Source organism: Frigoribacterium sp. CF331 (assembly GCF_057787905.1).
On sequence record NZ_CM173545.1, the window covers coordinates 1,005,933 to 1,030,210 of the forward strand.

Sequence of the window (24,278 nt, forward strand, 5' to 3'; positions counted from 1 at the left end):
ACGACGATACGCGGACCGCACCCGCGCCTCCATCCCCCGAGCGGGCGAGAGCGCCCGACCGACGGACGAGCGGGGCGACCACCTCGTCGGGAACGCTCACCGCGCCTCCCGCGTTGACTGTCAGCATGAGCGCCGCGACCCCCGACCCCAAGACCTGCCGATCGTGCGGACGGACCATCGAGTGGCGCAAGAAGTGGGCGTCGAACTGGGACGAGGTCGCGTACTGCAGCGACGCCTGCCGCAAGCGCAAGGTGACGGCGCAGGACCGCGCCCTCGAGCAGCGCATCCGCGACCTGCTCGCGGCCCGGGCGGCCACGTCGACCATCTGCCCGTCCGACGTCGCCCGGTCGCTGCACCCCGACGACGAGGACGCGTGGCGCGACCTGATGGAGCCCGTCCGCCGCGCGGCCCGACGGATGGTCGCCGCGGGTGAGGTCGACATCACGCAGGGCGGCTCGGTGGTCGACCCGTCGACGGCGAAGGGCCCGATCCGCATCCGCCGCCACCGGTCGTGAGCGGCGCGGGCCACAGCCGACGAGAGGGCGCCCGGGCCTCGCGCATCGCCCGCACCTCGCACGACGCCCGGCCGTTCGGGCCGCGGTTCGTCGTGCCGCTGCTCTTCGGCCCGTTGCTGAACCCGATCAACACCACGATGATCGCGGTCGCCCTGGCCCCGATCTCGACCGACCTCGGCATCGGCGCCGACCAGGCGATCTGGCTCGTCGCCGCGCTCTACCTGGCGAGCGCCGTCGGCCAACCGACGATGGGCAAGCTCGCCGACCGGATCGGGCCCAAGAAGGTGTTCGTCAGTGGGATGGTGGTCGTGATGCTGGCCGGCGTGCTGCCCGAGCTGGTGCCGTCCTTCGGCGGAGCCGTCACCGCGCGGGTGCTGATCGGCATCGGCACCTCGGCCGCGTACCCCGCCGCGATGACGGCGATCCGCAACCAGTCCGACCGCCTCGGCGTCGCGACTCCCCCGCTCGTGCTGGGCGGCCTGTCCATCTCGTCGCTCGCGTCGGCGGCGGCCGGCCCGGCCCTCGCCGGGGTGCTCATCGGCCTGTTCGGCTGGCACTCGATCTTCTTGGTCAACGTGCCGCTCGCCGGCGTCGGGCTCGTGCTCTCGCTGCTCTGGATGCCGAGCGACTCGCTGCGCCCGGTCCGTGACTCCACCGCCACCCGGCTCTCGTTCGCCCGCGCCGTCGACCTGCCGGGGCTCGCCCTCTTCGCCGTCACGATCGCCGCCCTGCTCGTGTTCTTGCTCGACCTGCGTCAGGGCTGGTGGTGGCTGCTCGGCGTGGCCGTCGCCGCCCTGGCCGGTCTGATCGCCTGGGAGCTGCGTGCCGTCGCGCCTTTCGTCGACGTGCGCGTGCTCGCGGCGAACGGGCCGCTCACCCGCACCTACCTGCGGCTCTTCCTGGTCTACGGCATCGCCTACACGGTCACCTACGGCTTCTCGCAGTGGGTGCAGCAGGTCGGGGGCATCGGCAGCGCGCAGGCCGGGCTGATCCAGCTGCCGGGTGCGATCGTCGCCGGGGTCGCGTCCTTCGTCTTCGCGCGGCGGTCGGCCGTGCGGCTGCCTCTGGTCGTGGCGGCGACCGTCCCGATCGCAGGAGGCGCGCTGCTGCTGGCCACCGCCTCCGGGTCCCCGGTCTGGGCGCTCGTGCTCGTGCCGGCCCTGTTCGGCCTGCCGCAGGGCCTCGCCTCGGTCTCGAACCAGGCCGCGCTCTACCGGCAGGTGCCGTCGTCGATGATCGGCACGGCCGCAGGACTGTCGCGCACCGCGATCTACGTCGGGGCCATCGGGGCCTCGAGCCTGATCGGCGGCGTGTACGGCGACGCACCGACCACGACCGGGCTCCACACGCTGGCCGCGGTCGTGATCGGTCTCGCGGTCGTGGCGACGGCGCTGACGGTGTCCGACCGGTCGCTGCGGGCGCCCGCCGGGGGCCCCGCCGCGCCGGGTCGGTGACCTCGGAGGCCGTGCTGACACGCCGGGGTTCGTTCTCCGGACAAAAGAGTTCGGTTTCGAACAGGTTAATTCTGCGCCCCGGTCGACTCGGACCACCTTGATTCACGCAGTGCACAAAAATGCCGATGGGCAAGAGGTTTGCGCAACGATCCGGGCGCCATACCGTCGAGTATCGACAACCCGGCACGGGTGAACGCGAGATGGATGACCCCGATTCGGGGGTCAGGGGACCGTCCTGTCCCGTTACGTTGTCTCACGTTCGCCGCCGGCGGACACCGTCGACACCGACGACACCCCCAGTTCGAAGGAGCACCGAATGCCCAACCTGAACGTGACCTACGGCGACATGCGTGATGCCGCGACCCGTCTGAACAACGGCGAGCAGGACATCGAGTCGAAGCTGCGCGAGCTCAAGACCCTGGTCGACAGCCTCATCAGCGGCGGCTACGTGACCGACCAGTCGTCCGTGGCGTTCGGGTCGTCGTACCAGGAGTTCAACGACGGCGCGACCAAGACGATCCAGGGGCTCGAAGGCATGAGCCAGTACCTGAACAGTGCCGCCGAGGCACTCGAGCAGACCGACTCCGAGCTGGCCAAGGCCCTCAAGTAGCCGGACGCGGTCCCGCCTCCCGACCCCCGGGAGGCGGGACCGCCCGTCCGCCACCGCCCGGTGGCACCCCTCGGCACGACAGCGACACATCGTCAGAACGGACGCGGAGACATGGCAGACCTGATCGTCGACGGCGAGGCGTTGAAGACCTCGATCGACGCCCTCGCCCGGGTGCGGGACGAACTCGAGCACCAGGCCTCGGGCAAGGACGAGAACAAGGACATCTTCGGGCAGGCCACGGTGAACAAGGCCATGCGCGACTTCAGCGGCAACTGGAAGATCCACCGGGGCAAGATCAAGGACAACGTGTCGAAGCTGCACGACAAGCTGCAGCAGATGCACGACGAGTGGGAGCGCGCCGACGCCGACATCGCCGACGGCCTGAAGACGGAGACCGTCTGATGCCCGAACGTCCCGGCGAGTGGAACCTGCTGAACCGTCACCGCGACCCGGTGGTGGCCGACGTCGACCAGATCGAGCAGCTGACGGTCTACTACACGAACATGGCCAAGGACATCGAGGACCAGGCCACCGTGCTGCGGCGCATCGGCGAGGGCGACGAGTCGCAGTTCAAGGGGCAGAGCGCCGACCGCGTCCGGGAGAAGAGCAAACAGGTCAGCGAGCAGTTGACCCAGATGAGCGGGCGCTACTCGGCCGTGCGCGACGCGTTGAAGGCCTACCTGCCCCACCTCCAGACGGCCCTGACCGAGTCCGAGGCGGCCCTGGCCGACGCGAAGGTCGCGAGCGACTCGCTGTCGTCCGCCACGGGCATGAGCGACCCCCGCGTCGGACGCCCGTCGGACGCCCCTCCGCTGACGCCCGAGGAGGAGACCGCCGGACGCCAGAAGGACGCCGCCGTGTCGGAGGCCGAGTCGGGCGGCACGCGCGCGATCGCCCGCCTCGAGGGCGCCCTCGCCGAACTGGACGCGCGCGGCCGACAGGCCTCCGAGACCATCCGCGACGCGTGGAACGACGGATTGAAGGACTCCTGGAAGGACCGGTTGAAGGCCGCCTTCCAGGCCTTCCTCAAGATCTTGGTCAAGGTGCTCACCTGGATCGGCGTCGCGCTGGCGGTCCTCGCCTTCATCATCCCCGGACTCGGGATGGCCGCCCTCGCCGGGGCCATCGTGACCGGCCTCGCCTTCGCGGCGACCGCCGCGCAGGCCGCGATGGGTGACGCCTCGTTCATCGACGTGATCATCGCCGGAGTCGGCGTGCTGCTGCTCGGAGCGGGAGCCGCCCTCACCAAGGTGGTCAGCGTCGCGAAGAGCGGGGTCGCGACGAAGCACGCCGCGAAGTTCACCGAGATCCGCACCACGTCGGCCGCGGCCACCAGGACCCTGCAGGCCCGCCAGAAGGAACTCACCGCGAAGATCCGCGCGGGCGTGGCCGAGAGCAAGATCCGACCGCAGCAACGCCCCGACGTCCGGGCCGCGGCCCGCGCCGAGCGCGACGGGATGCGGGTCGAGCGGGCGGACGTCGACGGACGGATCGCCGCCGAGAGGGCACGCCTGCTCACGGCCTCGAAGACGTACCACGAGCAGGCGACCACCATCGGGAAGATCGACCCCAACTGGTGGAACCTCAAGAAGATCCCGACCACCATCCGCAAGGACGTCACGGCCGTCACGCAGCAGTTCGTGAAGGGGTCGGAGGGTTACCGCGGCTACCGCCTCGACAAGCTCTTCGGCACCGACGGCGTCAACGGCTTCGAGAAGTACCGCGCGGCGGCGACCGAGGCCGGCGTCGTCGCCAAGGAGCTGCCCCGCGCGTTCACCTTCTTCAACGGTGGCCGCTCGGTCTACGGCTGGGCGGGCATGGGCTTCGCCCTCGGCGCGAACCCGACCGGCCTCGGCACCGACCTCAGCCGGTGGGAGACCTGGGAGAACGTCAAGTACGACTTCCCCGGCGGCAACGCCCGCCCCGAGGCGCCCCTGTGACGGGGACCCCGGCGGGGCGGCCCCGCCCGGGCGCGGTCGAGGCGGTCGTCGGGGTCGAGCTGCCCGCCGGGCTGCTCGTCCCGGCCAGGTCGCGCCACGCCGACTTCGACGAGGAGGGGTGGTGCGAGGTGATGATCGACCTGTTCGACGACCTGGCGCGACTCGACCTCGAGGACGAGGTCGCGCCTCCTGCCCTCGACGTGGACCGCACGCTGTCCGACCTGCTCGACATGGCCGACTCGCTCGACGACTCGTCGCGACTCGTCGCGTCGTTCGGCCTGCCGGGCCGCTGGCCGCTGCCGGTGATCGTGTCGGCGGAGCCGACCGACGACGACGTGGACCTGCTCGACCTCGCCCTGGCCCGCGGAGGACGCCCGGTCGAGGCGCCGATCGTGGACGACCTGCCCGAGGCCGTCGGGCCCGGCATCGTCGTGACGCGCTTCGACCTCGACGACGAGCGCGACGTCTGGGCGACGGTGGCGTGCGCCCGACGACGCGACGGGCTCGACGTCGTCGCCCTGTGGCGCACGAACGACCTCGGCCTCGTGGAGCCGTTCCGCGACCGTGTCGTGGGGCTCCTCGGCACGGTGCGCGCCGAGACCGTGACCGAGACCGAGACCGAGATCGACGGAGACGACCGATGACCGTCGACCTGACGACCTCGTTCGTGATGGCCCTGCCCCCGGGGTGGGTGCGCCTGCCTGCCCGGCCCGAGGCGGCCGAACAGCTCCGCCACGAGCTCGACGCGATCGTCGCGGCCGCACTGCCCGACGACCTGCCGCGCGACAGCGCCGAACCGCTCCGCCGGCAGTTCCGCCGACAGCTCGCCCGGACGGTGGAGGAGGCGGGCGAGGCCGGGGCGACGGCCGTGTACCTGCCGGGAGCACCCGTCGACGGGTTCACGCTGCCCGCCTCGCTGGTCGAGTCGGAGGTCGAGGACGAGTCCGAGACCGAGCCGGTGGCCGTGATCGCCCGGTTGCTGACCGACGCCGGTCAGGTCGACGGCGGCCTGCGGGACGTCGACGGGGCGGCCGCGGCCCGCACCGAGGACGTGCTGACGAACGACCAGGCCGAGGGGTCGTGGGAGCGCGTGTGGACGCGTCGCGTGGTCTACACCATCTCGGTGCCGCACCGCCCGGGCCGCTGGCTCGTGCTGAACTTCTCGGCCGTCTACGGGGACGAACCGACCGAACGACTCGCCGAGGCCCTCGTGTACCTGTTCGACGCCCTGGTGACGACCCTCCGCTGGGTGGACGTGCCCGGCGTCGAGCCCGGCGACCTCGAGACGCGGTTGGCCGAGGTCGACGCGTGACGGCCCTCGCGCTGTCGTCGTCGGCGCTGTCGTCGTCGGCGCTGTCGTCGTCGACGCTGTCGCCGTCGACGCTGTCGCCGTCGACGCTGTCGCCGTTCGTCCACCCCTTCGGCAACCTCGCCCTGACGATCGCCGTGCTGCTGGTCGTGGTCACGCTCTCGTTCACGCTCCCCCTCGTGGTCGCCGCCCGCAAGGACCGCAGCACAGTGGCCGTCGACTGGGCCGACCAGGTGCGCGCCGACCCCGCGGGCACCTGGACCGTCGACCGCGTGATGCGGGCGCTGATCGGTTCGTGCGAGCGCGAGCACGTGGTCTTCCCCGGCATGGTGCGCCTGGTCGTCGGACTCGACCGGGTCGACGTCGACCTCGCGTCGCCGACCGTCGCGCCCCCGGCCCCCTGGTCGACGACGGTCGACGGCCGCACCTGGTCCGCCTCGCTCGCCGCCCTGCACGCGGACGGGGTCGCCGGCGACAGGTCCGGCCACTTCTCGACGACCGTCGCGCTCGGCTCGTCGCCCGACGGTCGCACGCACGTCGAACTCGCCCACGCCCGCGGCCCCGTCGCCGTGTCGGGCGACCGCGCGGCGGTCGTGGCCGTCGCCCGTCGCATCGCCGACCAGCTGGCGACGTCGCCCTGGTCGTCGGCCACGGCCCTCGCCACGGTCGGACTGACCCACGACGAGGTCGCGCTCGGCGCCGTCCTCTCGCTCGACGACGCCGTGGCGCGGGTCGTCGAGAACGGCCGCCCGGGGGTCCTGCTGCTCGCCGACGTGCCCGGGCGTGACGCCTGGGCCGCCCTGCGGGCCGCCCTCGAACGCCCCGACTCGCTCTGGGGCGTCGTCGTGCTGACGGCGACGGCCGAGGCGCGGTGGTCGTTCACCGCACGGCGCGACGGTCGGCTCGAGGCCGGCCCGTTCGGCGAGCTGCGCTGGGTCGACGTCGCCCTGTCCGCGACGGCCGCGCCGTCGGCCACGCCGGACGGCGACGCCGCGGCGACCGCCGCCCCCACCCCGGTCGGCACCCGGTGAGGGTCGTCGTCACCGTCGTCGACGACCTCGTCGGCCGTTCGGGCGACGTCCTCGTCGACGCCCCGGGCGACACCCCGATGGAGCGCATCTTCGAGGCCCTCGGCCGCGAGTGGGGTGCGGTCCCCCGCGAGGCCGTCGACGTCGACCACGGCGTCACCTTCGCCACGAGCGGCCTGCTCGACGGCACGGTCCTGCACCTCGGCTCGACGCCCCCGACGCCCCGACCGACCGGCATCGTCGAACTGCGCGCGGTGGGCGGGCGCGACAGCGGGCGCCTCGAACCCCTGACGGTCGGCAGCACGCGGCTCGCCGTCGGCCCCGACGGGTCGTTCGGCCTCGAGTCGTCGTCGGGCGAGGCCGTCGTCGAGCTCGAGGTCGGCTTCGACGCGTCGGTGCGCCTGCGTCGCGTCGGCGGAGGCGCGGTGCCGGTCGTCCTGCTCGAGGGCGCCGACCTCGGCCCGGAATGGACGCCGTGGACCCACGGCGAGATCCTCCGGGTGGCCGACTCGATGCTCGCCGCCCGCCCCGTCACGGTGTCCGACGTCGTGCTGCTGCGCCCCCCGGACTCCGGCTGGCTCGACTTCAACCGGCCGCCCCGGCTGCTGCCGCCCCCGGTCGTCGACCGCTACACGATCCCGAAGGAGCCCGTGCCCCCGCAGCGCTCCCCGCTGCCGTGGATCATGGCCGCGGTGCCCGCCGTGTTCGGCGTCACGATGGCGATCCTGTTCCGCCAGCCCTTCTACCTGATGTTCGCCTTCATGTCGCCGATCATGATGATCGGCACGACCGTCACCTCGCGGCGCCAGGGCAAGAAGAGCCACGCTCGCATGCTCGCCGACCACCGCGACCTCGTCCGGCGCATCGAGGAGCGCGTCGACCAGGCCGTGGTCGCCGAGCGCGACCGGCGCCGCCACGACGCGGGCGACGCCGCCGAGCTGCGGACGGCGGCCCGCGTGCCGACGCGGCGGCTCTGGGAACGCCGGTCGACCGACGCCGACCACCTGACCGTGCGGGTGGGCGTCGCCGACCTGCCGGCCACCGTCGAGATCCAGGACGACCGCGACCTCATCTCGCGCAGCGTCGCGACCGGCACGACCGAGCGGGTGCCGGTGACCGTGTCGCTCGCCGCGGCCGGCGTGGTGGGCGTGGCCGGCACGGGCGCCTGGCCCCGCGAGATGGGTCGCTGGATGCTGGGCCAGCTCGCCGTCACCCAGAGCCCGCTGGACGTCCGCCTGGTCGTCCTGACCTCGACGACCGCGGTCGACGACTGGGCGTGGGTGAACTGGCTGCCGCACGTCCGCCCCGACGGGGACGACGCGCTCTCGCTGATCGGGGCGGACTCCGAGTCGATCGGCCGGCGCCTCGCCGAGCTCACGCAGCTCGTGGCCGAGCGCCAGGCCACCCTGGCGACCCGGCAGTCCCGCGCCACGAGGTTCTCGCCCGAGTACGTCGTCGTGCTCGACGGAGCCCGGCGGCTCCGGGCGATGCCCGGCGTCGTCGGCCTGCTCCGCGAGGGGCCGGCCTGCGGGGTGCGGGTCCTCTGCCTCGACGCCGAGGAGTGGCAGCTGCCCGAGGAATGCGCGGCCACCGTGCTGCAGCGTTCCGACTCCGAGCTCGTCCTGCGCCGCCAGCACACCCTCGACGTCGACCACGTGCTCACCGACCTGGTCGTGCCCGACTGGTACGACGACGTCGCCCGCGACGTCTCGCCCGTCCGCGACATCAGCTCGACGGCCACCGAGGGCCTGGTGCCCGACTCGGCGGCGTTGCTCGACGTGCTCGACCTCGGCCGGCCGACGGGCGAGCAGCTCGCCGACCGGTGGAGCTCGGCCGGCGCCTCGACCACCGCGGTCGTCGGCGTCTCGATCGACGGCCCGTTCTCGCTCGACCTCGTCAAGGACGGCCCGCACGGCCTCGTGGCCGGCACGACGGGCTCGGGCAAGTCGGAGTTCCTCCAGTCGCTCGTGGCCTCGCTCGCCGTCACCAACCGACCCGACGCGATGACCTTCGTCCTGGTCGACTACAAGGGCGGCGCGGCGTTCGCCGCCTGCGCCGAGCTGCCCCACACCGTCGGCCTCGTGACCGACCTCGACAGCCACCTGGTCGAGCGGGCGCTCCGCTCGCTGCGCGCCGAGCTGACCCGGCGTGAGCACGTCCTGGCCGCCGCGGGCGCCAAGGACGTCGAGGACTACGGCGACCACCTCGCGACGGGAGGCGCCGGCGAGCGGTTGCCGCGCCTCCTGATCGTCATCGACGAGTTCGCGGCACTCGCGAAGGAGCTGCCCGACTTCGTGACCGGGCTCGTCGGCATCGCGCAGCGCGGGCGCTCGCTCGGCGTGCACCTCATCCTCGCCACGCAGCGCCCCTCGGGCGTCATCAGCCCCGAGATCCGCGCGAACACCAACCTCCGCGTGGCCCTGCGCATGACCGACACGGGCGAGAGCTCGGACGTCATCGACATCCCCGACGCGGCCCGCATCGCCAAGAGCGTGCCCGGGCGCGCCTACGCCCGCCTCGGCCACGCCTCGGTCGTGCCGTTCCAGTCCGCCCGCGTCGGCGGCCGCAGCACCACCGAGGTCGGCGGCGCCGTGGTCGAACCCTTCGTCCGACGACTGGGCTGGCGCGACTTCGCCCTGACGGTCCCCACCCGGCCGGCCACCGGGACGGCCGCCGCCGACACCGACCTCGCCGCGCTCGTCGAGGCCCTCCGCGACGCGAACGAGCTGCTGGCCGTGCCCTCGCAGCGCAGCCCGTGGCTCGACCCGTTGGCCGAGCAGGTGCCGCTGACGACCGTGGACCCGGAGGCGCGGGCCGGTTCGGCGGGCCCGCTCGCCTTCGCCTGGGGCACCGAGGACCTGCCCGACCGCCAGCTGCAGCGCGACGCCGTCGTCGACCTCGACCGCCTCGGCCACCTGTACGTCGTCGGCGCGCCCGGCTCGGGGCGGTCGCAGGCCCTGCGGAGCATCGCCGCCGCCGCCGCGTCCGCCGTCTCGAGCGACGACCTGCACCTCTACGGCGTCGACTGCGGCAACGGCGCCCTGTCGGCCCTGGCGGCGTTCCCGCACTGCGGGGCCGTGACGCAGCGCACCCAGATCGAGCGGTCGACCCGGCTGATCGACCGGCTGGTGGCCGAGATGGGCCGCCGTCACGACGTCATCGCCGAGGCGGGCGTCGCGAACGTGGGCGAGCAACGCGCGACCGCCCCCGCGGGTGCGCGGCTCTCGCACGTGCTGCTGATGATCGACCGGTGGGAGAACTTCGTCGGGACGCTCGGCGAGGTGGACGGCGGGCGGCTGACCGACTCGGTGCAGGCCCTGCTGCGCGACGGGGCCGGTGCCGGCATCCACGTGGTGATCGCCGGCGACCGGTCGCTGCTCACCAGCCGGATGGCCGTGCTGACCGACGACAAGGTCGTCCTGCGGCTGACCGACCGCCTCGACTACAGCCTCGCGGGCATCAACCACAAAGAGCTCCCCGGCGACATCGCCCCCGGGCGCGGCTTCCGCTCGGGCAGCGGCGTCGAGCTGCAGGTCGGCGTGCTCGGCGACGACGTCAGCGGTCAGGGGCAGGCGACGGCCCTGCGCGAGCTGGCCGCGCGGCTCGACGCGGCCGAACCCCTCGCGACGCGTCGCGTGCGGCCGTTGCGCGTGGACGGACTGCCGACCGACCTCCGACTCGAGGACGCCCTCGAGCTGGCCGGGGCCGACGCCGCACGACCGCTCTGGGCCCTCATCGGCGTGGGGGGCGACGAGATGACCGCCCAGGGCATCGACCTCGAGGCCGACGCCCCGACCTTCGTCGTCGCCGGCCCGTCGAGGAGCGGACGCAGCACCATGCTCGTCACGATGGCCGAGTCGCTGTTGCGCGCGGGCACCGAGCTCGTCATCGCCGCCCCGCGTCCGTCGCCCCTCCGCCTCTTCGCGGGGCGCGACGGCGTCCGGGCGGTGCTGACCGGCGTCGACCTGACCGAGGACGAGCTGCGCCCGCTGCTCGACCCCGACGGTCGCCCCGTCGCCCTCGTCGTCGACGACGGCGAGCTGCTGATCGACGCCCCCGCCAAGCAGTGGCTGAGGTCGTACGTGCAGTCCGCGGCCGACCACCGGCGGGCCCTGCTGCTCGGGGGCAACACGACCGGGCTCTGCGCCGGGTTCTCGGGGTGGCAGGTCGACGCCAAGAAGAACCGGAGGGGTGCCCTGCTCAGTCCGCAGAACACCATCGACGGCGACCTGATCGGCGTGCGCGTGACCCGCTCGATGGTGTCGACGCGCGTCGTGCCGGGTCGCGCCACGGTGCACCTGGGGTCGGGCGAGGCGGCGACGGTGCAGGTGCCCCTCGCCACGCCGGTGGCGGCGGCGGCGGGAGCCTGACGCCGGGGTCGCCGGTCGCGGGCGGCGTCCGGGTCGAGCCGGGCCGGGGGTCGGGGTCGGGGTCGGACGGCGCCGCACCGCCGAGTGGACGTCGCACCGTCGAATGAGGCGGTGCGACGTCCACTCGGCGGTGCGACGTCCGGTCGGAAGCGCGACGTCGTGCGGCGTCGCTCAGACCGGCTGCAGCGACGCCCGGGGCCGGCCGGCAGGTGGATCGCGATCGGGTCACCCGGCCGCACCTCGCCCCCGGAGAGCACGATCCCCATGACCCCGGCCTTGCGGACGAGCTCGCCCGCCTCGTCCCTGCCGACGACGGCCTTGAGCAGGCCCGACTCGAAGCGGTCGATCTGCAGGCACGGGTTGCGCAAGCCGGTGATCTCGACCCGCGCCTCCTCACCGAGGGTGAGCACGGTGCCGACGGGCAGGGCGAGCAGGTCGACCCCGAGCGTGGTGACGTTCTCGCCGAGGTCGCCCGCGCCGACGTCGTACCCCAGGTCGGCGAGCTCGGCGAAGAGTTCGGCGTGGATCAGGTGCACCTGCCGCAGGTTGGGCTGGTCGGGGTCGCGGGCCACGCGTGAGCGGTGCTGCACCGTGCGACCGAGGTGCGCGTCCCCTTCGACGCCGAGCCCGGCGAGCAGGGTGACCCGCTCGACGCGCGGCTTGCTGAACCGGTGGGCGTCGTCGAGGCCGACCGAGAGGACGGAGGCGCGGGTCACGGGGCCCAGTCTGCCCCGGTCGAGCGCCGGGGTCGAGGGCCGGGGCCGGGGTCGGGCGTCGGGGCCGGGGCCGGGGCCGGGGTCAGGCGTCGGGGCCGGGGTCGCACCGCCGAGTGGACGTCGCACCGTCGAATGTGGCGGTTCGACGTCCACTCGACGGTGCGACAGCGGCGGCGGGTACGGGTCGGCCTCAGTCGGACGGGCGGTGGGTGCCGGGCGAGGGGTGCTCGCCCGGGGACGGCCTGAAGCGGGTGCCCGAGAGCGGTGCGTAGGCGTACCAGCCGCCGTCAGGGTGGCGGGCGGCGATCTCGCGCGCCTCGGCCTCCGCCTGTGCGGCGCGGTCGTGCAGGGCTCGAGCGGCGCGCGGGTTCGTCGGGGGTCCAGACGACCAGTGGATCGTGCGACCCCCGACGACGAGGTGCACCTCGACTCCGTCGCCGAGTTCGCCCGCCAGGCGATCGGCCAGGGCGGCGCCCGTCCGGGCGAAGGCCCGGGCGTCGGCGGGATCGTGCACCCGGACGCCGGGGTCGAGCCGCGTCCGGTGGCAGGCCTCCCACGCCCGCAGGTCGGCCTCGAGCCCGGGCGACAGGCGTGCGTCGGCATGGTCGAGGGCGCCGTCGGACCACAGCACCGTGCCCGCGAGGTCGGGGACGACACGCACGATCAGCCGGCCGTCTGCGGAACGTTCGGTCATGGCGCGAGCCTGGCCGCGCCTCCTCGGGGTGCCGGTCGGGACGTCGATCCGTCGGCCGGACGTCGAACCCTGCACGTCGGCCGTGTGACGCGAGCGGCGAGACCGGGCGGCTGTCGCCCCGTCAGCGGTGGGACAGGGCCGCGGGCCCGGCGTCAGCGGCGGACGTCGTGCAGGTGGTGCACGGGGTCGTGCACGAAGTAGCGGGCGAGGGAGTCGACGGTGAAGGCCGAGCCGTCGCTGCGGAGGCCCACCCGGTCGAGCTGGTCGTCGCGCACCGCCTCGAACGCGTCGGCGACGACGGCGGCCGCCGCCACGAGTTCGTCGGCCACGACCGCAGGCTGCTGGGCGGCGTAGTCGTCGTCGAGCGCCGTGGCGTCCTGGTCCCAGTTCGCGAAGGTCGGGGCGTCCTCGGCGAGCATCAGCCGGAGGCGCGCGTCGAAGGTGCGGAACACGTCGCGCACGTGCGCTCCGTACTCGAGGGGGGACCACGTGGCGTCGTCCGGACGCGTGCGGGCGTCGGGTCGGGCGAGTTCGGCGGGCCAGGCGGCGGCGTTCTCGCGGACCAGGCGCGGCACGGCGCGGAACGCGACCCGGGCGGGGTCGAAGCCGCAGTCGGGGCAGGGGCGGTCGAGCACCCAGGTCCAGTTCTTCGTGTCGGGCGTGATCGGCATGAGATCGACGCTAGGGCGCGCGGCACGGGGGCTGCCATCGAGATGCTGCCGTCGTGCGTGCCGCGGCGGTCATCCGCCGAGCCCACGATGAACCCGGTTTCGACGGATGAACCCGGAAGCTTCCGGGTTCATCGATCGAAACCGGGTTCATGGGGCGGACGGGGAGGCGCGGGGCGGGTCGGGACGGGGCCGACGTCCGTCGTCGGGATGACGTCTGCCAGGCCAGCCGCCGCTAGCGTCTACCCATGACGAACACTCAGCCCGGGGGCCGGCCGGCGGGGGCGGCGGCGAGCCCGCGCCGACGGGTCGACCGGCACGAGGTCGCCTGGGTGGTCGGCACCGCGGCGGCCCTGATCGTCGCCGGACGGGTGCTGTTCACGGTGTCGGCCTCGGCCGGACGCACCGTCGCCTCGCTGCTCGAGCTGCCCGAGGCGCTCGCCCGCGTCGGGCTCGTGCCGTTCGTCGTCTGGGCCCTCCTCGCCGTGTTGGTCGCCCGGCGGTGGTCGGACGCCACCCCGTCGCGCCGGGCCTGGCTCTACGTCGCCGCGGCGGCCGTCGCCCGGGCGGGCGTCGAGCTGACGGTCGGGTCGGGCGTCACGTCGGGCATCCGGGCCGGTTTCTCGCCTTACACCCTGCCCACCCTGGTCTTCGTCAGCCTGCCGTTCGCCGCCACCGTCGGCTTGGCGGCGTTCGTCGTCCTCGCGGCACGGTCGGGACGGGGCGATCGCGAGTCGACGGGCCAGGCCACACCTGCGGCCGCACGCGCGCCCGGAGACGCGCCCGGGCCGGTCGGACCCGGGCCGGTAGGACTCGAACCGGTAGTACCCGAACCCGTCGGACCCGAACCCGTCGGACCCGCATCGGCCGGACCCACCCCCGTCGGCGCGGCGGCCTCCCCGGGGCCTGCGGCACCCCCGGCCGGCGTGAGCCGTCCCCGCGAAGGCCGCTCCACCGTCCACCGCGTCGCCGTCGTCGTCGAGGCCCTCGCCCTCGCGGCGGGCGCCCTGCTGATGCTCTCGCTGGCCGGGCAGTGGTTCTCGGCCGAGTTCAGCCTCTTCGGCGACCCTCCGACCGTCAGCGACGACGCCGCGGCCGGCTGGCTGAGGACCCTCGTCGCCTGCCTCGCCTGTCTCGTCGTCGCGCTGTTCGCCGCGATCACCGCCGGTCATCGTGGCGCCGTGGTCGCGACCGTCGTCGTCGCCGGGCTGGTCGTGGTCGGCGCGGTCGGCGCGCCCGTCCCCGGCGACCGGTGGGAGTCCCCCACCCCCCGCCAGGAGCCCCTGCCCGCGAACTACACCCCGTGCTTCAGCGGCAGCGGGAAGTGCAACTGACGCTCGGCCGGTGCGGGGTCAGGTGGGGGCGTCGACGTCGCAGCCGTCCCAGAGGTCGGAGCAGTCGACCGGTTCGGCGGCGTGGGCCGTCAGGTAGGGACCGGCCCCGCGATCTCCGGTGAGGGACGCCACGAGGTCGGCCCAGTGGGACCGTCCGACCACGACGGGGTGACCCGGGCGTCCGCCGAACACCGAGCGCCGCAGTACGGTCGGGCCGAGCGGCGCGTCGGCGGCCGCGGGCGACAGCAACCGCGAGACGGCGGCCGTCGGCAGACCCGGGTAGTCGACGAGCGTGACGACGGCGAGCCGCGCCTCCTCGGGGTCGGACGCGGCGAGCGCGGTCAGCCCGGTGGCGAGCGAGGCGGCGAGGCCGTCGGCCCAGTCGTCCGCGACGACGACCGACACGCGCGCCGGGGCGTCTGACCCGAGGAGGCGCGGGTCGGCGGCCAGCAGCGGCCGCGCCTCGTCCTCGCCCGCACCGAGCACGACGACGACGCGGTCGCAGCCCCCGTCGAGCAGGGTCGCCACCGTGCGGGTCAGCCAGGGCCCGTGCTCGTCGACCACGAGCGCCTTCGGGCGGCCCATGCGCGTCCCGGCCCCGGCCGCGAGCAGCAAGCCGACCACGCCTCCCTCCGACGAGTCCGCGCCGGGCGCGACCGTGCCAGGTGCGCCCGCGCCGGATGCGCCCGTGCCGGGTGCGTCCGCGTGCGACGGGCCGGTGCCCCCGGCGGCGCGGGTCGGGCGGGCGTCGTCGGGCATGGGGTCAGGGTAGCCGGGGGCTCGGTCGGGCTGTCCACGCGGCGAACGTCCGGCGGCGTGACGTGCCGCCGGCCCCGGGCCGTGGCAGCATCGAGGTCTGGCGCCGCCCGACGCCGACCCGAGGAGTCCCGTGTTCGAGATCGCCGACCGCCTGCTGGCCCGCCTCGACGCGGGCGAGCGCCTGGCCGTGGCGACGGCCGTCTCGGTGGTGGGCAGCGCCCCGCGCACGGTCGGCACCTCGATGGCCGTGACGACCGACGGCACCGTGATCGGCAGCATCTCGGGCGGCTGCGTCGAGGGCGCGGTGTACGAGATCTGCACCCAGGTGCTCGACGACGGCGTGGCCCAGCTCGAGACCTTCGGCTTCAGCGACGAGACGGCGTTCGAGGTCGGCCTGAGCTGTGGCGGACGCATCGAGGTGCTCGCCCGACTCGTCACGCCCGACGACGCCGTGACGATCGCGGCCCTGCGCGACGCCGCCGCCGGTCGTGAGGCCACCGCCCACGTGGTGCTCGGGCCGGTCCGCACCGGCGAGGTCGTGCCGACCGTCGACGACTGCGACGGCCTGAGGGTCTTCGGCGAGCGCTCGGTGCCTCCGCCGCGCCTCCTCGTCTTCGGAGCCGTCGAGTTCGCCGTGGCCCTCTGCAACGCCGGGGCCGTGCTCGGCTACCGGGTGACGGTGTGCGACCCGCGACCCGTCTTCATGACCCCTGAGCGGTTCCCCTCGGCCGACGAGGTCGTCGTCGAGTGGCCGCCGAACTACCTGGCGCGCACCGAGGTCGACGAGCGCACGGTCGTCGCCGTGCTCTCGCACGACGAACGCTTCGACGCCGACCTGGTCGCCGCGGCGCTGGCCTCACCGGCGGCCTACGTCGGGGCGATGGGGTCACGCGTGACCCACGACCGACGCATGGCGGCCCTGCGCGAGCGGTCGGTCGGCGACGAGGCGCTGGCCCGCCTGCACTCGCCCATCGGGCTCGACCTCGGCGCGAGCACGCCCGAGGAGACCGCCGTGTCGATCCTGGCCGAGGTGCTCGCCGCACGCTCGGGAGCCTCGCGGGCGCCGCTGCGCGACCGCGACGGCAGCATCCACCTGATCGGCTGACGCGGCCCACGGGCAGGAGGCGCGGCGTCCGCCGACACCGCGCCTCCCGTCCGCGGGGACGGTCAGTACCGCGTGGGCAGCTCGGCGAGCAGCTTGTCGGGCTGGATCGGCAGGTCGCGCACCCGGATGCCGGTCGCGTGGGCGACGGCGTTCGCCACGGCCGCCGCGGCCCCGACGTTGCCGATCTCGCCGATGCCTTTGCCGCCCATCGGGGCGAGGTGCGGGTCCTCCTCGTCGAGCCACTCGACCTCGATCGACCCCACGTCGGCGTTGGCCGCCACGTGGTACGTCGCGAAGTCGTGGTTGCCGTAGTCGCCCTGGGTCGGGTCGAGCATGCCGTGCTCGTGCAGCGCCATCGACAGGCCCATCGTCATGCCGCCGACGAACTGCGACCGGGCGGTGCGCGCGTTCATGATGCGCCCGGCCGCGAAGACGCCGACCATGCGCGGCACGACGATCTCGCCCGAGTCGAGGTCGACGCGCGCCTCGACGAACTGGGCGCCGTACGCGAACCGCGAGTGGTCGCTCATGGCCGCGATGTCCTCGGCGATGTCGACGACGACCTCGAGGCCCTCGGGAGGCACGGGCTGGCCCTGCGCCAGCAGCTCGGTCACCTGCCTGCTCGCCTTGGTGACCGCCCACCCCCACGACGCCGTGCCCGACGACCCGCCGGCCACGCCGGCGGTCGGCAGCCTGCTGTCGGCGATGTGCAGGTCGACCAGGTCGAGCGGCACGCCCAGCTCGGAGGCGGCGATCTGCGCCATGACCGTGCGGGCGCCCTGGCCGATGTCGGTCGCGTTGACGCCCACCTCGAACCGGCCGCCGGGCAACGCGGTCACCCGGGCACCCGCGGGCATGACGCTCGCGGGGTAGGTCGCGGCGGCGACGCCCGTGCCGACCAGCCAGCGTCCGACCCGGCGCACGCCCTGGCGGGGGTCGCGGCCCTCCCAGCCGAACAGCTCGGCTCCGCGCCGCAGGCAGTCGACCAGGTGCCGACTGCTGAACGGCTGGCCGGTGTGCGGGTCGACCTCGGGCTCGTTGCGGACGCGCAGCTCGACCGGGTCGAGGTCGAGCTTCGACGCCAGTTCGTCCATCGCCGACTCGACGGCGTAGACGCCCGGCGCCTCGCCCGGCGCGCGCATCCAGCGCGGCGTCGGCACGTCGAGTCGGGCCAGGCGGTGCGTCATGAGACGGCTCGGCGCGGCCCACAGGTGACGGGTCGGCTCGGCGGTCTGCTCGGTGAACTCCTGCAGCGTCGACGAGTGCGAGTAGGCCTCGTGCGACAGGGCCGAGAGGTGCCCCTCGGAGTCGGCGGCCAGCCGGACGCGCGAGATCGTCGGCGTGCGGTAACCCGCGATCGCGAACATCATCTGGCGCGTGTAGGCGACCTTCACCGGACGACCGGTCCGCATCGCTCCGATCGAGGCGAGCACCACGACGGGGCGTGCCGAACCCTTCGAGCCGAAGCCGCCGCCGACGTGCTCGGCCCGCACGCGCACGGCCGACGGGTCGAGCGAGAAGAGCGTGGCGAGCGTCGTCGCCACGCCGCTGGTGCCCTGGTTCGAGTCGAGCACGTCGAGCTCGCCGTCGACCCAGGTGGCGACCGTGGCGTGCGGCTCCATCGGGCTGTTGAACAGGGCGGCGGTCTCGTACGTCTCGTCGATGGTGACGGACGAGTCGGCCATCGCCGCGTCGACGTCGCCCTGCGAGGTGTCGGTCTCGAAGCCCGCGTTGACGGTCTCGGGAGCGTAGAGCGACGGGTGGTCCGTGCCGAGCACGACGTCACCGGGGCCCACGTCGTAGTCGAAGGTCAGGGCCGAGGCCGCCTCGCGCGCCGTGTCGAACGTGTCGGCCACGACGAGCGCGACGGGCTGCCCGCGGTAGGCGACGGCGGCCGACTGCAGCACGAGCAGCTCGCCGTCCTCGGCGTCCTCGAGGTGCGGGGCCTGCTCGTGGGTGATCACGTCCTGCACGCCGGGCATGGCGAGCACCTCGTCGCGGTTCGAGCCGGTGATCGTGCCGGTCGTCACCGTCGACTGCACGATCCAGCCGTAGAGCACGCCGTCGGGCGTGTGCTCGTAGGTGTAGCGGGCGGCACCGGTCACCTTGTCGCGGCCCTCGAGCCGGGCGACGGGGGCGCCGAGACCGGTGGGGACGCTCGTGTCGACGGGCGTGACGACGTCGACGGCGGTCATGCGGCGCTCCCCTCGGAGCCGGTGCCGGTGCCGTCGTCGGTCGCCGGTTCGACGTCGGCCGCGACGTGCCGGTGCGCCCCGTTGGCTCCCGTCGGGCGGAACGGAGAGGGATCGACGCCCTCTCCCGTGTCGTCGGCCGCGTGGTCGAGGCCGGCGAGCTCGCTCAGCACCCCGACGACGAGGCGGGTCAGCAGCGCGACCTTGAAGGCGTTCTGCTCGGTGGTCGTCGCGGCGGCCAGCTCGAGCTGCGCGGCGGCCGCGAACGAGGCGGGCGTCGCCGGCGAGCCGACCAGCGCCTCCTCGGCCTTGCGGGCGCGCCACGGCACGGGCGACGCGGCCCCCAGGGCGATGCGGACGTCGGTCACGAGGCCGGCGTCGTCGACCGACAGCGCGGCGGCGACCGAGCCCAGGGCGAAGGCGTACGACCGGCGGTCGCGCGCCTTGCGGTAGGTCGAGTTCGTCGCGACCGGCAGTGCCGGCAGCTCGACCGCCGTGATCAGGGCCCCGCTCGGCAGGTTCGTGTCGCGGGTCGGGTCGTCTCCCGGCTCGCGGAAGAACTCGTCGACCGGCAGGCGCTGCTCGCCGTCGACGGTCTCGAAGACGACCACGGCGTCGAGGGCGGCCAGGGCGACGGCCATGTCGCCCGGGTGCGTCGCGATGCAGAGGTCGTTGACGCCGAGGATGCCGAGCTCGCGCGACAGTCCGGCGATCGCGCCGCACCCCGTGCCGGGTTCGCGCTTGTTGCAGGGCTTCGTGGTGTCCATGAAGTAGGTGCACCGGGTGCGCTGCAGCAGGTTGCCGCCGGTCGTCGCCTGGTTGCGCAGCTGACCCGAGGCCGCGCTGACCAGGGCACGGGTCAGGGCCGGGTAGCGGGTGCGGACGAGCGGGTGGGCGGCGAGGTCGCTGTTGCGGACCCCCGCGCCGATGCGCAGCCCGCCGTCGGGCAGCTCGTCGACGCCGCCGAAGTCGAGGCGGCTGACGTCGACCAGCAGGTCCGGACGCTCGACGCCGAGCTTCATCAGGTCGACCAGGTTGGTGCCGCCGGCCAGGGCCTTGGCGTTCGGGGTGCGGTCGAGGATGGCGACCGCGGAGGCGACGTCGGTCGCCCGCTCGTACTCGAACGTCTTCATCGGGTGGCTCCCTCGGTGGCGGCGTCGTGCGCGCAGGCCGCGTCGTGCACGGCCGGGACGATGTTCAGGTAGGCCCCGCAGCGGCAGAGGTTGCCGCTGAGGCGTTCGCGGACCTCCTCGTCGTCGAGGTCGATCTCTCCGTCGGTGATGTCGGTGGTGACGTGGCTCGGCATGCCGGCCCGCGCCTCCTCGAGCATGCCGACCGTCGAGCAGATCTGGCCCGGCGTGCAGTAGCCGCACTGGTAGGCGTCCCGGTCGAGGAACGCCTGCTGCACCGGGTGGAGGGCGTCGCCGTCGGCCAGGCCCTCGACCGTGGTGACGTCGCTGCCCTCGGCGCTGACGGCCAGGACGAGACAGCTGTTGGTGCGACGTCCGTCGACGAGCACCGTGCAGGCGCCGCACTGGCCGTGGTCGCAACCCTTCTTCGAGCCGGTCAGGTCGAGTCGCTCGCGCAGGGCGTCGAGCAGCGACGTGCGGTTGTCGACCTCGAGCCGGTGCGGGCTGCCGTTGACGTCGAGCGTGATCGTCGTGGTGGGCACGCCGGGCGGGTTCGCACCCGTGCCCGTCGTCGCGTTCGGTGGACTGGTTTCTGCGCTGACCTGGGACACCATGCGTGCACGGTATGCCCGGGGGCACGCGGGCGCACGGGTGCTGTCCCGTTTGCGAAGCGCGTGGGGAGGAGGCGCGGGTCGGCCGCCGCGGACGGCCCGCCGACCCCCACCCCGCGTCAGTCGGCCTTGCCCGGGCGGACCTTGGCGGTGTCGGCGACGTCGATGCGGGTGACGCCGTCGCCGCGGTCCTCGGTCGTGATGCGCGGGGCCGCGTCCGACTCGTCCGACTTCGGGGCCCGGGTGAGCTGGTCGTGCCGCTTCTCGTCGTCGGTCATGCCGGTCGGGTCGTGGTCGACCGGGTGCCCAGGGCTCGTGTCGCGGTCGGCGTCGTCGGGACCGGGGGCCTGGGTGTCGTCGCTCATGCGTCCGACCGTACCCGCGCCTCCTGCGGTCCCGGCGCGACGAGACCCCAGGAAGTCGCCGAGACCCTTGCGCGCGGCGTGGGGTCTGAGCGGGTTCCTGGGGTCTCGGGGGGCGCGCTAGCGGGTGAGCACGGCGAAGCCCCCGGGCTTGACCAGCACCACGCTGCGGCCCTGGACGTCGCGCTGCTGCACGAGGCGGCCCTGCGCGTCGTACGACGACAGCGACGACCGGCTGCCCCGCACGCCGACCGAGGTCGGCAGCGGCAGGCGCGAGGTCGACGACACCAGTTCGGTCGTCGTCGCCCGCCCGTCGGCCGCCGTGCCGGCGAGCACCAGCCGCTGCACGAGCGGGCGCACGATCAGGCCGTCGACGACGGTCGCGTTCCGCCCGGCGGTCACGGTGATCGTCGTCGCCCCGGCACCGATCGGCACCGGCAGGGTCTGGGGCAGCAGGGCCCCGGAGGCGGCGGTCACGCCCTGGGCGCCGGCCTGCGTCGTCAGCGTCCCCAGGGGCACGCGACCCGACTTCCAGACCGACGTCGACCGGACGCCCTCTGCGGCCAGCAGCACGGGCTCGACGTGCCGCAGCCCGGAGCCCGCGGGCACCGTGATCGTCGCGCTCTGCCCGGGCTCGAGACGCAGGGCCGAGCCACCGCTGTACTGCGACTCGCCCGTCCAGGCCGAGTCGGGCGTGACGACGGTGCCCGTCGTGGTCGACGCCGTCTCGGCCTCGACCACGGTGAGGCCGTCACGCGAGGTGACGCTCGTCAGGCCCTGCGCCTCGGCCGAGACGTCGGGGGCGCCGTCGAGCGCGATCATCGACAGCAGACCGTGGATCGTGCTCTCGGCGCCGCTGTTGCGGTTGACCGTGCCGTCGGCCTGCACGCCGTCGTAGGTCACGCCCGTGGCGCGGTCGTACACGGGAGCGCCCGAGCGGTTGGTGCCGAAGTACCAGCTCGCGGCCACTGCCGCGATGCGCCTCAGCCCCGGGGCCGTCGACCCCTTCGCGTCAGGGCCCTTCGCACCCGGTCCCGTCGCACCCGGGCCGGAGCCCTGGCCGACACCGGAGCCCGAGCCCGACGCCGACGCCACGGCGAGCGCCGACTGCAGCCGCGAGTCGGCCCCGTAGGCGATCTGCGTCTGGTCGACGGGGGTCGGGTACCAGGCGTTGTCGGGCCCGCTCGCGGTGAGCAGGGTCGTGGTGAACGACGTCTGGTCGAGCACGGCCGGCTTCAGCAGGTCGGGTCGACCGAGCAGGGTGGAGGCCCTGGCCAGGGCGACGGGCATCTGCGACGACCAGGCGTGCCACATCGAGCGGGACTTCGCCCAGGGCAGCACGGCTCCGTACGGCCAGGTCTGCCCGTCGCCCGACGACATCGCCGCGACTCCCTCGGCGAGCTGCGTCAGGGCGGTCCGCGCGGCCGCGTCCCCCGGCGCGACGGCCGAGTAGGCGGTCAGCCCGAGGACGGCCTCGGACGAGGCGTCGGCCCCGTCGACGATCAGCCACGCGGGCACCTTCACCCCGTCGGCCACGTCGTACTCTCCGTAGTGCGACAGCGTGTCGCGGTTCAGGGCCGTCACGCCGAGCTGCAGCCGCTGCTGCAGGAACGCGGCGAACGCGGGGTCGCTCTGCGCGAAGGCGGCGTAGCCCTCGCCGAAGGCCCAGATGCTGCGGGCCAACCAGTAGCTGTTGCCGCTGTCGGACGGGTCGGGCAGCTCGACCGGCACGGGGCTGCGGTTGAACGTGCCGTCGGGCTGCATCCAGAGCACGACGTTGCCGGCGGCGTCGCCGGTCGTGGTCTGGAAGTACGCGGTCGCGCGCAGCAGCTCGTACGCCTTCTCACGGCTCGCCTCCGAGCCGGTCTGCTTCCAGTCGCGCAGGTAGACGACGGCCGCTCGCGACACGTCGTCGCTGTTGTAGGCGCCCTGCCCCCAGTAGCCGGTCGCGGGGTCGAGCGGGCCGCCGCCCACCCGGGCGAAGGTGCCGCCGTCCCGGGCGTCGGCATAGGTCCACGGCAGGGTGAGCGTCGGCTCGACGTCCTGCCGGTACGTCGAGTGCCCGGCCTCGGGCGCGGGCGTCGCCTGGTCGAGCAGGTAGTCCAGGTGCGCCAGGTTCGTCAGCGGCGCGACGGCCGGCGTCGTGGGCGCACCGCCCGGCACGGCGGGTGCGGTCGGTGCCGTCGTCGGCGCGGCCGCCGGCCCGGGAGGCGCGGCGGCAGCCGGCAGCGCCCCCGTCACCCCCAGCACGGTCGCCAGGGCCGCGGCCAGTGCCGCGCCCGTCCATCGTGGGTTGCGTGCGATCATCGTCGACCGCCTCCTTCTTGTCGTTGGTCTCTGGGGGTGACGGGCGGCGCGGACCCGGGCGCGGGTCAGGCCCGGTCGAGGCGGGCGACGCCGATCTTCGAGTCGGCCATGCCGTAGAAGACGACGTCGACGCCGTCGATCTGCTCGATCGCCGTGGGGAAAACCACGTTCGGCACGATGCCGTCGCGCTCGTCGGCGGTCTCGGCCTCGAGCAGCGGCACCTCCGACCGGGTGACCACGCGGGACGGGTCGTCGGCGTCGAGGATCATGCCGCCCGCGGCGTAGTTCACGTTCTGCTGCTGGGCGAAGGCGTCGTCGATCACGCCGGTGACACCGTGGTGCAGCAGCAGCCAGCCCTCGGGCACGCGGAGCGGGGGCGGGCCGCCGCCGATCTTGAGCTCCTCGAAGGGGAAGGCCGGCCCGGCGACGAAGCGGTGCTGCCCCCAGCGGGCCAGCGCCCGGGGGTCGGCCGCGACGGCGTCGACCGGCACGTAGCTGATCCAGATCGAGTGCCGCCCGTCGGTGACGCCGGCCGGCAGCGGGCTGCCCTCGCCCGGCACCGTCGCCCCGATGTGCCACATGGGCCGGTGCAGCACGGCGAAGCTGCGCACGCCGTCGGGTGCCGTGACGGCCTCGGGGAAGAACACGGTGTCCTTGTTGTGGAAGAGCCCGAGGTCGGTGTCGAGCTCGTCGACGTACTCGAACGTCGCCGGGCCGAGCCGACGCCAGTCGCGCAGGTCGTCGCTGACGGCCACGGCCGTGCGCGGCCCCAGCGGACCGTAGGCGACGTAGGTCATGACGTGCAGGCCGAGCTCGGCGATCCAGGTCACGCGGGGGTCCTCGACGCCGGAGTGCGTGGCACCCCGTTCCCACCCGCGGTCGGGTGCGAGGACGACGCCCTCGCGGGCCACGCCGACCGGCACGCCGTCCTCGACGACGACCCGGGCCAGGCCGACGCGCGACACGTTGCCCGCGGCGACGAGTCGCGGCAGCAGGTACAGCTCGCCGTCGGGCCCACGCCCCGAGCCGGGGTTGAGCACCCCCTCGGCCTCGTCGGGCGAATCGGGGTCGGGGGTCATCACGACGCCCAGGCGGGTCAGTCGGTAGGGGAAGTCAGCCATGGGGGGCCTTTCGGGTGGAGGGAGCCGAGGAGGCGCGGGGCGCGGGGCGCCGG

At 74.2% G+C, this 24,278-nt stretch carries 20 protein-coding genes and 1 pseudogene; 11 read left to right on the top strand and 10 right to left on the bottom strand.

Annotated elements, in window-relative coordinates; genetic code table 11:
• The first annotated feature begins 125 nt into the window (after positions 1-125).
• The 9 genes from AC3CCI_RS04705 (at position 126) to AC3CCI_RS04745 (ending at position 11,226) form a co-directional block, all read left to right on the top strand.
• Positions 126-515, top strand: coding sequence for a DUF3253 domain-containing protein (locus tag AC3CCI_RS04705; RefSeq protein ID WP_354595691.1), 390 nt, complete (start codon positions 126-128; stop codon positions 513-515).
• Positions 512-1,969, top strand: a complete 1,458-nt coding sequence (locus AC3CCI_RS04710; RefSeq protein ID WP_488628263.1) for an MFS transporter — start codon at positions 512-514, stop codon at positions 1,967-1,969. Before AC3CCI_RS04705 ends, AC3CCI_RS04710 begins: the two co-directional genes overlap by 4 nt.
• Before the next feature lie 316 nt (positions 1,970-2,285).
• Positions 2,286-2,579, top strand: a complete 294-nt coding sequence (locus AC3CCI_RS04715) for a WXG100 family type VII secretion target (protein WP_056259510.1) — start codon at positions 2,286-2,288, stop codon at positions 2,577-2,579.
• A 111-nt stretch (positions 2,580-2,690) separates the two neighbouring features.
• Positions 2,691-2,981 carry a hypothetical protein gene (locus AC3CCI_RS04720; RefSeq protein ID WP_354595689.1) on the top strand — a complete coding sequence of 97 codons (291 nt, stop codon included), beginning with the start codon at positions 2,691-2,693 and terminating at the stop codon, positions 2,979-2,981.
• Positions 2,981-4,519, top strand: a complete 1,539-nt coding sequence (locus tag AC3CCI_RS04725; protein WP_488628264.1) for a hypothetical protein — start codon at positions 2,981-2,983, stop codon at positions 4,517-4,519. The genes AC3CCI_RS04720 and AC3CCI_RS04725 overlap by 1 nt, the downstream gene beginning before the upstream one ends.
• A complete protein-coding gene (locus AC3CCI_RS04730; RefSeq protein WP_488628265.1) occupies positions 4,516-5,163 on the top strand; it encodes a hypothetical protein in 648 nt (215 codons plus the stop codon). Before AC3CCI_RS04725 ends, AC3CCI_RS04730 begins: the two co-directional genes overlap by 4 nt.
• Positions 5,160-5,831 carry a hypothetical protein gene (locus AC3CCI_RS04735; protein WP_354595686.1) on the top strand — a complete coding sequence of 224 codons (672 nt, stop codon included), beginning with the start codon at positions 5,160-5,162 and terminating at the stop codon, positions 5,829-5,831. The genes AC3CCI_RS04730 and AC3CCI_RS04735 overlap by 4 nt, the downstream gene beginning before the upstream one ends.
• On the top strand, positions 5,828-6,859 hold the full coding sequence (locus tag AC3CCI_RS04740; RefSeq protein WP_488628266.1) for a hypothetical protein: 1,032 nt from the start codon (positions 5,828-5,830) through the stop codon (positions 6,857-6,859). The genes AC3CCI_RS04735 and AC3CCI_RS04740 overlap by 4 nt, the downstream gene beginning before the upstream one ends.
• On the top strand, positions 6,856-11,226 hold the full coding sequence (locus AC3CCI_RS04745; RefSeq protein ID WP_488628267.1) for an FtsK/SpoIIIE domain-containing protein: 4,371 nt from the start codon (positions 6,856-6,858) through the stop codon (positions 11,224-11,226). The genes AC3CCI_RS04740 and AC3CCI_RS04745 overlap by 4 nt, the downstream gene beginning before the upstream one ends.
• Before the next feature lie 278 nt (positions 11,227-11,504).
• On the opposite strand, the pseudogene AC3CCI_RS04750 reads toward AC3CCI_RS04745, so the two are convergent.
• The 3 genes and pseudogenes from AC3CCI_RS04750 to AC3CCI_RS04760 form a co-directional block, all read right to left on the bottom strand.
• Positions 11,505-12,095, bottom strand: a pseudogene (locus tag AC3CCI_RS04750) (MOSC domain-containing protein); the annotation flags it as partial.
• 37 nt (positions 12,096-12,132) lie between these two features.
• Positions 12,133-12,636 (bottom strand): hypothetical protein, encoded by a 504-nt coding sequence (locus AC3CCI_RS04755; protein WP_354595681.1) that lies wholly within the window; start codon positions 12,634-12,636, stop codon positions 12,133-12,135.
• Between the two features lie 152 nt (positions 12,637-12,788).
• Positions 12,789-13,307: a DinB family protein gene (locus tag AC3CCI_RS04760; protein WP_488628268.1), complete on the bottom strand. Its 519-nt coding sequence runs from the start codon at positions 13,305-13,307 to the stop codon at positions 12,789-12,791.
• Positions 13,308-13,552: 245 nt separating this feature from the next.
• Here AC3CCI_RS04760 and AC3CCI_RS04765 point away from each other — a divergent pair, with 245 nt between their 5' ends.
• A complete protein-coding gene (locus tag AC3CCI_RS04765; protein WP_488628269.1) occupies positions 13,553-14,638 on the top strand; it encodes a hypothetical protein in 1,086 nt (361 codons plus the stop codon).
• 18 nt (positions 14,639-14,656) lie between these two features.
• Here the strand turns inward: AC3CCI_RS04765 and AC3CCI_RS04770 are convergent, their stop codons facing one another.
• On the bottom strand, positions 14,657-15,397 hold the full coding sequence (locus AC3CCI_RS04770) for a nucleotidyltransferase family protein (protein WP_488628270.1): 741 nt from the start codon (positions 15,395-15,397) through the stop codon (positions 14,657-14,659).
• Positions 15,398-15,527: 130 nt separating this feature from the next.
• Here AC3CCI_RS04770 and AC3CCI_RS04775 point away from each other — a divergent pair, with 130 nt between their 5' ends.
• The gene (locus AC3CCI_RS04775) at positions 15,528-16,502 is read left to right on the top strand and encodes an XdhC family protein (protein ID WP_354595677.1); all 975 of its coding nucleotides are present in this window, start codon (positions 15,528-15,530) and stop codon (positions 16,500-16,502) included.
• A 62-nt stretch (positions 16,503-16,564) separates the two neighbouring features.
• On the opposite strand, the gene AC3CCI_RS04780 is transcribed toward AC3CCI_RS04775, so the two are convergent.
• The 6 genes from AC3CCI_RS04780 to AC3CCI_RS04805 form a co-directional block, all read right to left on the bottom strand.
• Positions 16,565-18,697: a xanthine dehydrogenase family protein molybdopterin-binding subunit gene (locus AC3CCI_RS04780; RefSeq protein ID WP_488628271.1), complete on the bottom strand. Its 2,133-nt coding sequence runs from the start codon at positions 18,695-18,697 to the stop codon at positions 16,565-16,567.
• Positions 18,694-19,827 (bottom strand): FAD binding domain-containing protein, encoded by a 1,134-nt coding sequence (locus AC3CCI_RS04785; RefSeq protein ID WP_488628272.1) that lies wholly within the window; start codon positions 19,825-19,827, stop codon positions 18,694-18,696. The genes AC3CCI_RS04780 and AC3CCI_RS04785 overlap by 4 nt, the downstream gene beginning before the upstream one ends.
• Positions 19,824-20,438 carry a 2Fe-2S iron-sulfur cluster-binding protein gene (locus AC3CCI_RS04790; protein ID WP_354595674.1) on the bottom strand — a complete coding sequence of 205 codons (615 nt, stop codon included), beginning with the start codon at positions 20,436-20,438 and terminating at the stop codon, positions 19,824-19,826. The genes AC3CCI_RS04785 and AC3CCI_RS04790 overlap by 4 nt, the downstream gene beginning before the upstream one ends.
• Positions 20,439-20,554: 116 nt before the next feature.
• A complete protein-coding gene (locus AC3CCI_RS04795; protein WP_354595673.1) occupies positions 20,555-20,800 on the bottom strand; it encodes a hypothetical protein in 246 nt (81 codons plus the stop codon).
• A 117-nt stretch (positions 20,801-20,917) separates the two neighbouring features.
• Positions 20,918-23,104, bottom strand: coding sequence for a hypothetical protein (locus tag AC3CCI_RS04800; RefSeq protein ID WP_488628273.1), 2,187 nt, complete (start codon positions 23,102-23,104; stop codon positions 20,918-20,920).
• Between the two features lie 65 nt (positions 23,105-23,169).
• Positions 23,170-24,225 carry a glycoside hydrolase family 130 protein gene (locus tag AC3CCI_RS04805; RefSeq protein WP_488628274.1) on the bottom strand — a complete coding sequence of 352 codons (1,056 nt, stop codon included), beginning with the start codon at positions 24,223-24,225 and terminating at the stop codon, positions 23,170-23,172.
• Positions 24,226-24,278 lie beyond the last annotated feature (53 nt).